The sequence below is a fragment of the Bacteroides sp. GM023 genome (genome assembly GCF_014750685.1).
Lineage (GTDB): Bacteria > Bacteroidota > Bacteroidia > Bacteroidales > Bacteroidaceae > Bacteroides.
In genome coordinates this window covers 209,857-220,733 of sequence record NZ_JAAXGE010000002.1, presented here as the reverse complement: position 1 = coordinate 220,733, position 10,877 = coordinate 209,857, and the positions used below count along the sequence as shown (strand labels likewise).

Annotated in this window: 6 protein-coding genes; all 6 read left to right on the top strand. The window is 44.0% G+C overall.

What is annotated here, in order from left to right; genetic code table 11:
* Window positions 1-82 precede the first annotated feature (82 nt).
* The 6 genes from HC965_RS03665 to rhuM all read left to right on the top strand — a co-directional run bounded on the left by HC965_RS03665 (window position 83) and on the right by rhuM (window position 10,623).
* Window positions 83-1,516 carry a hypothetical protein gene (locus HC965_RS03665; protein WP_191030180.1) on the top strand — a complete coding sequence of 478 codons (1,434 nt, stop codon included), beginning with the start codon at window positions 83-85 and terminating at the stop codon, window positions 1,514-1,516.
* Between the two features lie 17 nt (window positions 1,517-1,533).
* Window positions 1,534-4,569: a TonB-dependent receptor gene (locus HC965_RS03660; RefSeq protein ID WP_191030179.1), complete on the top strand. Its 3,036-nt coding sequence runs from the start codon at window positions 1,534-1,536 to the stop codon at window positions 4,567-4,569.
* Between the two features lie 23 nt (window positions 4,570-4,592).
* On the top strand, window positions 4,593-6,182 hold the full coding sequence (locus tag HC965_RS03655; protein WP_191030178.1) for a RagB/SusD family nutrient uptake outer membrane protein: 1,590 nt from the start codon (window positions 4,593-4,595) through the stop codon (window positions 6,180-6,182).
* 29 nt (window positions 6,183-6,211) lie between these two features.
* On the top strand, window positions 6,212-7,861 hold the full coding sequence (locus HC965_RS03650; protein ID WP_191030177.1) for a glycoside hydrolase: 1,650 nt from the start codon (window positions 6,212-6,214) through the stop codon (window positions 7,859-7,861).
* Between the two features lie 56 nt (window positions 7,862-7,917).
* Complete coding sequence (locus HC965_RS03645; RefSeq protein ID WP_191030176.1) at window positions 7,918-9,510, top strand: glycoside hydrolase family 30 protein; 1,593 nt, start codon at window positions 7,918-7,920, stop codon at window positions 9,508-9,510.
* 135 nt (window positions 9,511-9,645) lie between these two features.
* Window positions 9,646-10,623 (top strand): RhuM family protein, encoded by a 978-nt coding sequence (rhuM, locus tag HC965_RS03640; protein WP_191030175.1) that lies wholly within the window; start codon window positions 9,646-9,648, stop codon window positions 10,621-10,623.
* Window positions 10,624-10,877: the final 254 nt, after the last annotated feature.

The window sequence follows — 10,877 nt, the reverse complement described above, 5'->3', positions numbered from 1 at the left end:
TTATATTTGCATTGTGAAAGCGGAAAAAGTACCTCAGCTTTCACAGCGAACCTAGAAGTTTTAATCATTAAATACTATTATTATGAAGGCAAGATTTTTGCATGGCGCAGCGTTATGGACTTTTCTTTTTGCTGCAACGTTGACTACCGGATGTAGCGACGATAATGACTACAAAGATGTAGACGGGCAGAGCCCGACTCTCGAACTGGCTTCCGAACATGTACGTACATTAACCGGCTATGAATTTAAGATTGCGGGAAAAGTAGCGGATAAAGATGGTATCCGTTCCATCCGTTTGCAATCATCAGAATTATATCTGGATAAGATAATCGACCTGGTGGCTCTCTACCCGGAAACCCTCTATGAATACGATTTGAACTATGGATTTACCATTCCCGATGAGACTGAAGGCGACGAATTTACTGTAAAAGTAACCGTTACGGATTTGGGCGGACGTACAATGGAAAGCAATGTGCTGATTACAATGGACGGTGATTATACAGAACCGGAAATTATATCTACTAGTTTCCCTGAAAACTTCAATATTGCTATTAATGAAAGTATGACGTTTAATTTTACTGCCAAAGATGATAAAGCATTAGCTTATTTGGAGTTGACTATTCCCGGTTTGGATATTTCCGAACGTGTGGATGTGGAAGAAGGTGAAACGGAAGCTACTTTTGAGAAAACAATCACATTCCCTTCAGATGGAGTTGGTGCTTATATAATGACTGTGCGTGCTGTCGATGCTTTTGATAATGTAGTTGAAAGAGAATCTACTATATTGGTGACTAGGTTGCATGACTATTCGAGTATGTATTTGGTGGACTTTGAAGGAACGGATAATGCTTTGCTTACAGATGGAGATGTTTGGGGAGTTCCGATGCCAGTTGAACGTATGTCGGTTCTTCAATATAGAGCCCGTTATTATTCGGCTGTTGAAAACACGCCAATTCGTTTTGTAGCCAATAAGGATAATTTTGATATCTGCTTTGGTGATGATAAGACAAATCCGAGAAATATGACGGAAGTGAAAGAGAATATACAACCTATTATTTTACCCGGTAAAGGATATTATGAAATCATTTTCAATCTTGAAAGCGGAGAATATACAGTGACTCCATATACGCCGACAGATGCTCCTATAGCTATTGGCTCGAAGTTACATTATAACGATCAGGAGTATGAACTGAAGATGGGCTTTGTCGGCGGCTGGTTTGATGGTGCTCCCGGCTGGGGCGGACCGAAGAATATTCACGAATTGACGCAGGACCCGAACAATTTGTATCGTTTGACTACAGAGTTGACCTATAGTAAAGAAGATTCATTTGACGTGAATATCACTCCTTATCATCCGGATGGATGGTGGACGGAACCGGCCTGGAGATTTGACGGTGCCAATGAATCTTTCCTGACTGGAGTGAATAACAGTTCCAAGAGAGTTCCCCCAGGCAAATACACTTTTGAGTTTGACACTCACCTTGGGCAATCTAAATTACTAAAGAAGAATAACTAATATAATGCTATAAAAACATGAAACGATACTTATTCCTTTTATTATCGTTCTTTGCGCTGGGCTTAAGTGCCCAGCAAGTGAGGCTGACCGGTAATGCCGTTGCAGCGAGTGACAAGCAGCCGATGATTGGTCTTACAGTCTTGGTGAAGGGAACAACGAACGGTACTGTAACCGATTTGGACGGTAACTATACCTTGAGCAATGTATCTAAAGATGCCACTGTCGTTTTCTCTATGATTGGATATAAAACTCAGGAAATCAAGGTAAACGGTCGTACTGCCATCAATGTAGTGATGCACGATGATATGCAGGCGCTGGACGAGGTAGTGGTTATCGGCTATGGTGCGGTAAAGAAAGGTGACTTGACTAGTTCCATTGCAGCCATAAAGGGTGAAGACCTGAAAACGATGAGTACCGGCAACGCCATGAACTCTTTGCAGGGAAAAATCAATGGTGTGCAGGTACAAAGCAGTGGCGGTCCGGGTACTACTCCCCGTGTAATCATTCGTGGCGTATCTACTGTCAATAGTGTCGACCCTCTGTATGTAGTAGATGGAATGCCGGTAGGAACTAATATCAACTTCCTCGACCAAAATGATATTGAGAGTATGCAAGTCTTGAAAGATGCTTCGGCAGCAGCTATCTATGGTACACGTGCATCGAATGGCGTAATTTTGATTACCACTAAAAAAGGCAAGAAAGGCGATACCAAATTTAGCTTCTCTGCTTCTGCCGGTTTCCAGACCTTGAAACAACCCGATATGGCAAAAGCTTCCGAATACGAATATGTTCAAAGAGCACGTTATATCAATGACGACAGTATGCCGGCATATAGCGGAAAAGCTAATATTACCGATGCCGAAGGCACCGACTGGTGGAAAGAGACATTGAATAAGACCGCCTTGATTCATAACTATAACCTCAGTTTCTCCGGTGGCACTGATAAGTTGCTCTATTCAGCCAGTATCGGCTACTTCGGACAAGACTCACAGTATAAGACAGGTAACTGGCAGAAGTTTACCGCTCGCTTCAGTATGGAATATAACTTCAACAAGATAGTGAAAGCCGGTATTGATTTCACACCCAAATACGAAAACTGGAAAGATACTCCGGACTTGCTCGGTGCTGTAATGGCAATGGATCCGACTACCCCGGTGATGCGCCCCGAAAATGAATGGACAGATAATGAATATGATAATTATTCACGTTCTCACAATAGCGAGGTTTGGAATCCGGTGGCAAGCATGGCACGTTTGTCGAAGAACACTGATGAATACGGATTGCTTGCCAACCCTTATGTAAGTATTGAACCTATTAAAGGTTTGGTAATACGCAGTCAATTCGGAGTAAATGCACGTTTCCGTCTTTTTGATGAGTTCAGCCCTGAATTCCATCTGAGCAATTTGGAACAAGCTTCACTAAATACCGCCAAACGGGAAATGAAGAACTGGGTAGACTGGAACTGGACAAATACCATAACATGGATGAAAACATTCAATGAAAAGCATAACATCAACCTGATGGGTGGCTATACGATGGAACGTTACCAGCATTACTGGCTGACCGGTTCACGTGACGGCGTTCCGACGAATAATGATGAACTTCTGCAATATGTACGTGGTGGAACATTGAATGAGAAGGCAGACGGACTGAACGAATACCATTCAATGATTTCTTATTTGGGACGTATCATCTACAATTACAATGACCGTTATTATTTGACAGCTTCTGTACGTGTGGATGGCTCTTCAAGATTCCCCAAAAATAATAAATATGCTACTTTTCCCGCAGTATCTGCTGCGTGGCGTGTGTCGGGCGAACCTTTTATGAAAAACCAGCATATCTTTGATAATCTGAAATTACGTGCCGGCTGGGGACGTGTAGGTAATGAGAATATTGATAACTCTGCTTATCAGTCGGCTATTGGTGGCGGTGATTATGCTTTTGGACCGAATGGCGACCGTGTCATTGGGACAAGCGTGAGTACCATTGGTAACAAGAGTGTTCGTTGGGAGACAGTGGAAGATTATGGTGTTGGTGTGGACATGGCTTTTCTGAACAACCGTTTGAGTGTTACTGCCGAATGGTTCCGCAAAGAATCGAAAGACATGTTGATGAAAAAAGACAATCTGCTGGTTCTCGGTTATCCCATGTGGAACGGACAAATGTGGGAGAACGTAGGCAGTATGCAAGCTACCGGATGGGAACTTTCCCTCAATTGGAACGACCACAAAGGAGACTTCAGCTATGAAGTAGGCGTAAATCTTTCTTCTGTAAAGAGTAAAGCCAAGAAACTGCTGGGTGGTGACACTCCTATCTATACAGGTTCCTTCAACGGCGATTACATTATCCGTAATGAAGAAGGCGGAGAAATCAGCCGCTTCTACGGCTTTGTGGCCGACGGTATTTTCCAGAACCAGACAGAGGTAAACGCTCATACCAACGAATATGGTTCTGTAATCCAACCCAATGCAGTACCCGGCGACATCCGTTTCAAAGATTTGAACGGCGACGGCACACTGGATGATAAAGATAAAACATACATCGGTTCGGCATTCCCCGATTTGATGGTCGGCATCAACGGACGTGTTTCTTATAAGAACATTGACTTCATGGCCAACTTCTACGGCACTATCGGCAACGATGTGTTCAACACGACCAAAGGTCGTTACTCCGGTGCGGGTGGCGAGAACGTGTATGCCGGAACATACAATAGTTCCTGGCATGGCGAAGGAACGAGCAACTCATTGCCCCGCCTGTCAGTGAACGACTCGAACATGAACTGGACACGTCCATCGAGCTTCTTCGTGGAAGACGGTTCTTACCTTCGTTGCAAGATGTTGCAAATAGGATATACCTTGCCGAAGCGGTGGACCAAAGACATCGTATTGCGTCTCTCTTTCTCCGCGCAAAATCCGTTTACCATCACCGGTTATTCCGGCATGGATCCGGAAGCCGTGTCAGTGGGCAAAGGTGTGACGGAAATGGGTATCGACTGGGCAAGCTATCCCAACCCGCGCACGTACCTCTTCGGATTGAACATCAATTTTTAAACCAACATAAATCAGTATAAATTATGAAACGATATATATTAGGTCTTTCAATGGCTGCCATGACTTTATCCTTCACCGGATGCGCCGACTTCCTCGAAGAACCGCTGAGAGGGCAGCAAGACTTGAACGAATATTTCAAGAATGAAGATGAATGTGCACGGCAGATAACAGGCTGTTATCAATCTCTTGCCTTCGACGACTGGTGGCAGATTTATAAATTCTATCTGGCTGCTGATATGTGTACTGACGATATGTGGATGGGCAACACTACCCAGGACCCGGGCGAATATCGTGACCTGGCGCACTATACCGGCAATACATACAATGCGGGGAACTGTTGTCAGAACTTCTGGCAATACCGTTATAAAGGTATCCTGCGCTGCAATGTAGCTATCGAGCGTATCCCTGGAGTCTCTTTTGAAAACGACAATCTGAAGAAGCGTTATATCGCTGAGGCTAAGATGCTGCGTGCTTTCCAGTATTTCGATTTGATTCGTAATTTCGGTGGTATCCCGTTGGTGATGGGAGTCAAACTGCCGAGTGAGGTGCAAGGTATCCAACGCTCCAGCATAACAGACAGCTATGCGGCAGTAGAACAAGACTTGCTGGACGCTATCGGTGACCTGCCCAAACGTAGTGAGTATAGCTCAAAAGATTTGGGACGCGCCACGAAAGGAGCCGCGCAAGGACTGTTGGCTAAAGTATATCTGTATCAGGAAAAATATGAAGAAGCAGAGAAGATACTGCAAGAACTGATTTGCCGTGGGGAGTATGCCGGGGAATCTTGTGAGTACGACTTGATGGAAGACTTCAGCCAAGTGTGGAACATGGATTATAACAACAACAAGGAATCCCTATTCGAGATACAGACCAACAGCGATATTTCCTATTCACTGGGCGAACGTATATCCATTGTCTGCGGTTCGCGAAACGACAGCGGCTGGGCTTGGGGACTGCCTACCAGTAACCTGGAAAAAGCATATAGCAGCAGCGACCTTCGTCTGAAATGGACGATTATCAAAAACGGGCAGGATGTGGCAGGCGATGAAGAAGCCAGAGCTTATGAAATCAAAGCGGACGAACATAAATCGGCACGTGTGACACGCAAACTGTATATCCCGAAGAGCAAACGCCCCGATCCATACGATGCGCCACATATTCCGTTGAACTATCGTTTGCTGCGCTTTGCTGATGTATTATTGATGTACGCCGAAGTGGAAAATAAACTCGGCCGTGATGCCGAAGCCCGCTGGGCATTGAACCGGATACGCAAACGTGCCGGACTGGAAGAAGCTCAAAGCTCAGGAACTGAACTTCGTGACGCCATCCGCCAGGAACGCCGCCTGGAACTGGCTTTGGAAAACAACCGCCTGTTCGACCTTCGCCGTTGGAAAGACGATAACGGTAAACCGGCTATCTGCAATATCATGGGCAAGAATGGTTCATTTGTGAGGTACAACCTTTCCTACACAGATAGTTATGAAGCGAACAACCAAAAAGAAAGAAGTGATAAAGGCATCAACTTCAACGAAACCCGCGATTTGCTTTTCCCGATACCGACAACGGAAATAACCATGTCGAACGGAAGTATAGAACAAAATCCCGGCTATTAAAATCAACTAACTATTAAAGAATGCGACGTATGAAAAATAGATATATCTTATTCGGAATTTCCTGTCTGACTGCTGCCTTTTCCGCTTGCAGCGACGACCTGACTTTCTCACCGGACTACGAACCGGTGTTGAAAGCCAAAAATGAAACAGCTACGGTGAATGCCGCAACAACTTATCAAACCATTGACGGTTTTGCCTCTTCCGATGCATGGACAATGGACTATGTAGGCAAATATTGGAGCGATAACAATAAAGAAGGAATCGCTAAATTATTATTCTCTCAAGAAGTCAAGAACAATCAACCCGAAGGAATCGGTCTCTCCATGTGGCGCGTCAATCTTGGTGGCGGGACTGCCGAACAAGGTGAAGCCAGCAATATAGCCAGCAAAGCAAACCGGGCAGAATGTTTCTTGAACGCCGACGGAACTTACACTTGGGGCAAATGCGCCGGTCAGCAATATTTTATGCAGAAAGCCAAAGAATATGGATGTAACCAATTCGTGCTGTTCAGCAATACTCCTCCCGTATATTATACAAAGAATGGAAAAGGATATTCGGATAACGGCTGGTATGCGAATCTGAAAAATACGAATGATGATGGTGTAGACGGCTATGGACTATTTGCCGACTATATGGCTACGGTAGCAAAACACTTTGTAGATGAAGGTTATAATATACCATTTATCAGCCCGTTGAACGAGCCACAATATGATTGGGGGCCCGGAAGCGATGGAAAAGCCGTTCAGGAAGGTAGTGGCTGGATGAGCTGGGAGATTGCTAATTTAGCTAGGGAAATGGATAAGAAACTGACTGAAAAGAATTTGGAAGGAACAAATATCCTGATAGCTGAGTCCGGTTCATGGAAATCGGTTTATGGTTTTGATGGACAGGGACAAAAGTCTCAGGTGATACTTCAGTTCTTTGAAGATAAAGCAGGTGAATACTATATTGGCAATTTAAAACATATGCAACCTAATGTAGTTTGCGGACATAGTTATTGGGTTGACAGAACCTGGAGTCAATTGCAGGAAACACGTACTGAATTGCGTAAAGCAGCAGAGAAGAATAACCTCAAAGTTTATCAGACAGAATGGAGTATGCTCCATAATGCAGGAGAAACCATGTACGAAGATTATGACAGCTTTGATGATGCTACTTACATGGATTTGGCACTCTCTATGGCAAAAGTACTCCATCATGACCTGGCTACAGCGAACGTAAGCTCATGGTCATACTGGACAACAGCTAGCGTAGAAGTATATAGCCAAAAAAGCCGCTTCTATATGATTCGATTGATTCCGGGAGATGGCGATTATGGTGACATTGCTTTGGACGGCACTTATTCTGCCAGCAAGAACCTATGGGTGTTGGGTAACTATAGCTTGTTCGTCCGTCCGGGATACAAACGTGTAGACCTTAATATCCCTAATGGTTCACGTATGCTCTTCGGTTCGGCCTACATTTCTCCTGAACAGGACAGACTGGTAGTAGTATATACCAACATGGGAGTAGAAACCATCCATATGGATACTACACTGGAAGGAATAGGAGATAAGACTGTGAAATCAGTCCGTCAATATACAACTTCTGAAACAAGAGACTTGAAGGAAGAAGCAGATTATCTGACCGGCTATATTCCATCGAAATCTGTGGTAACAATGGTCTATGAACTGCAATAAACAGGATAAAGTTTTGATAGGTATTAGATTTATATAAGGCATTAGGTTATTAAAGTATGAAAGGTAAAACGCTCTTAGCCGCTTTAGGCTTCTTCTCAATCGCAGGTATGGCGGGAGGATGTTCTTCCCAGTCTGCCCCCGATATAAATTATCAGATAGAAACGGACAAACCCTGCCAAACCATGAACTATTTCGGAGCTTCCGACGCTTGGAGTATGCAGTTCATCGGACTTTGGCCGCAGGAGAAACAAAATCAGATAGCCGACTGGTTGTTCAGCACTGAGAATGATGCGAACGGACAGCCCAAAGGCATCGGTTTGTCCCTTTGGCGTTTCAACGTCGGGGCGGGCAGCACCGAACAAGGTGAAGCCAGTCAGATAGCTTCCCCCTGGATGCGTGCCGAATGTTTCCTCAACGCCGACGGAACGTACGACTGGAACAAACAACAAGGTCAGCGTAACTTCCTCAAACTGGCCAAGGAACGGGGAGTGAATAAATTCCTTGCTTTCCTGAACTCTCCTCCTGTACACTACACACAGAACGGACTGGCAACAAACACCGGTCGTGGTGGTACGGCAAACCTGAAGCCGGACTGTTACGAAAAGTATGCCCGTTTCCTGGCAGACGTAGTGCAAGGAGTAGAAGAGCATGATGGTATCAAATTCAACTACATATGTCCTTTCAACGAACCGGACGGACATTGGAACTGGGTAGGCCCAAAACAGGAAGGCTGTCCGGCAACCAACAGGGAAGTGGCTCATACCGTCCGTTTGTTGAGCAAAGAGTTTGTAAACCGGGATATGGATACACAGATTCTTGTCAATGAGTCTTCCGATTACCGCTGTATGTTCCGCACTCACGAAACGGATTGGCAACGTGGCTATCAGATTCAGGCTTTCTTCTGTCCCGATAGTGTAGATACGTATTTGGGAGATACCCCGAACGTTTCCCGGCTGATGCTCGGACATAGTTATTGGACTACTACGCCATTAAGCGAATTGCGGAATATACGTTGTCAGTTGCGTGATACATTGGATAAACACCATGTTGACTTTTGGCAGACAGAGACTTGCATCATGGGTAATGACGAAGAAATCGGCGGCGGCAACGGTTATGACTGTACGATGAAGACCGCACTTTATGTGGCCCGTATCATCCACCATGACATTGTATATGCCCAAGCAAAGAGCTGGCAATGGTGGCGTGCTATCGGTGGTGACTACAAAGACGGATTGATTCGTGAATACACAGCGGAAGATAACTTCCTGGATGGTAGGGTAGAAGATTCCAAACTGATGTGGGCTTTAGGAAATTATAGCCGTTTCATTCGCCCGGGAGCAGTCCGGTTATCCGTTTCGGCTTTTGATAAGACAGACAATTTGATTCCTGACGGCGATACCGACCAGCAAGGATTGATGTGTACTGCTTATAAGAATACGGATGGAACGTATGTCATGGTCGTTATCAACTATTCCGATGAATCAAAAGAGTTTCGTATCAATAAAAATAATACCGGAACTATCCAATGGCAGATGTATCGTACATCTGATATAGAAGGAGAGGATTTGCTTCCGGTAGGGAAAGTGAAAAGCGGAAAGACGGTTCAGATTCCGGCACGTTCCATTATAACGATGCTTTCATTGGACTGAATCTCTTACAGGCTTTATAAGAAAGAAAGTTCTGTTTAATGTCTTGTTTCCTTTAGAAAGGAGTATCTTTGTGTGCCCGTCCATTACTACGAAGGTAATGGACGGGCACAATGCTTAAAATAAGGAGGCAATGTAATGGACAATAGGGGAAATATTGTCATTTTTCAGACGAAAGATGGAAAGACATCAATTGATGTGAAGTTGGAGAATGAAACGGTTTGGCTGACACTGAATCAAATAGCAGAGTTGTTTAGCCGTGATAAATCTGTAATCTCTAGGCATATTAGTAATGTATTTAATGAGGGAGAGTTAGAGAGAAATTCAGTTGTTGCAAAAAATGCAACAACTGCTTCTGATGGGAAAATGTATCAGGTTGAATATTTTAATCTGGATGTAATTATCTCCGTCGGCTATCGTGTAAAGTCACAGCGTGGCACCCAATTCCGTATTTGGGCAAACAAGATTCTGAAAGATTACCTTATTAAAGGCTATGCCATCAATCAGCAAGCCAAAGCCGAGCAGTTGGAAGACTTGAAGAGTACTGTGAGGCTTCTTTCCAACGTTATCGAGCATAAGCAACTGACTTTGGATGAGGCCAACGGGCTATTGCGTGTCATCACAGATTACACTTACGGTCTGGATACGCTGGATAAGTATGATTATCAGCAACTGGAAGTAACCTCCACCACAACTAGCAAAGAATTTCGTGCTACCTACGATGAAGCCATGAATGCCATTCGTCTTCTACAGAAAAAGTTTGGAAGCAGTGATTTGTTTGGGAATGAGAAAGACCAGTCATTCAAGAGTTCTATCAACACGATTTACCAAACATTTGGTGGAGAAGAACTTTACCCAAGCATTGAAGAGAAAGCCGCGATGCTTTTCTATCTCGTTGTGAAGAACCATTCTTTCAGTGATGGCAACAAACGTATTGCCGCCTTTCTATTCCTTTGGTTCTTGGAGAGGAATGATATTCTCTATAAACCTGATGGCTCGAAGCTGATTGGCAATAATACGCTGGTGGCACTGACTTTGATGATTGCAGAAAGCCGGACGGAAGAAAAAGATATGATGGTGAAAGTCGTAATTAATCTGATTAATAAGAATAATTGATAGTAGAGTAGGAGCGAAAAAATGCTCCCACTCGCTCAATAGATAAAGCAATATTTCCTGTCTCACTATTGCTTTTCACTATTTAATTTTGTATCTTTAGTGTTTTTCGCTCTCGTTAAAAGTAATAGTCACCTTATAGAGTGATATTTATCATCTTATAAGGTGATATTTGTCACTCTATAAGATGACTATTATCACTTTATAAGGTGACGACTACTCGGCTACGTAAAAGGTTACTAATTTCTGCACTGAAA

Bases quoted from the DNA above. Each gene is read 5' to 3' on its own strand.
- HC965_RS03655 (WP_191030178.1), top strand. From the start codon at position 4,593: ATGAAACGATATATATTAGGTCTTTCAATGGCTGCCATGACTTTATCC.
- HC965_RS03665 (WP_191030180.1), top strand. From the start codon at position 83: ATGAAGGCAAGATTTTTGCATGGCGCAGCGTTATGGACTTTTCTTTTT.
- HC965_RS03650 (WP_191030177.1), top strand. From the start codon at position 6,212: ATGAAAAATAGATATATCTTATTCGGAATTTCCTGTCTGACTGCTGCC.
- rhuM (WP_191030175.1), top strand. From the start codon at position 9,646: ATGGACAATAGGGGAAATATTGTCATTTTTCAGACGAAAGATGGAAAG.
- HC965_RS03660 (WP_191030179.1), top strand. From the start codon at position 1,534: ATGAAACGATACTTATTCCTTTTATTATCGTTCTTTGCGCTGGGCTTA.
- HC965_RS03645 (WP_191030176.1), top strand. From the start codon at position 7,918: ATGAAAGGTAAAACGCTCTTAGCCGCTTTAGGCTTCTTCTCAATCGCA.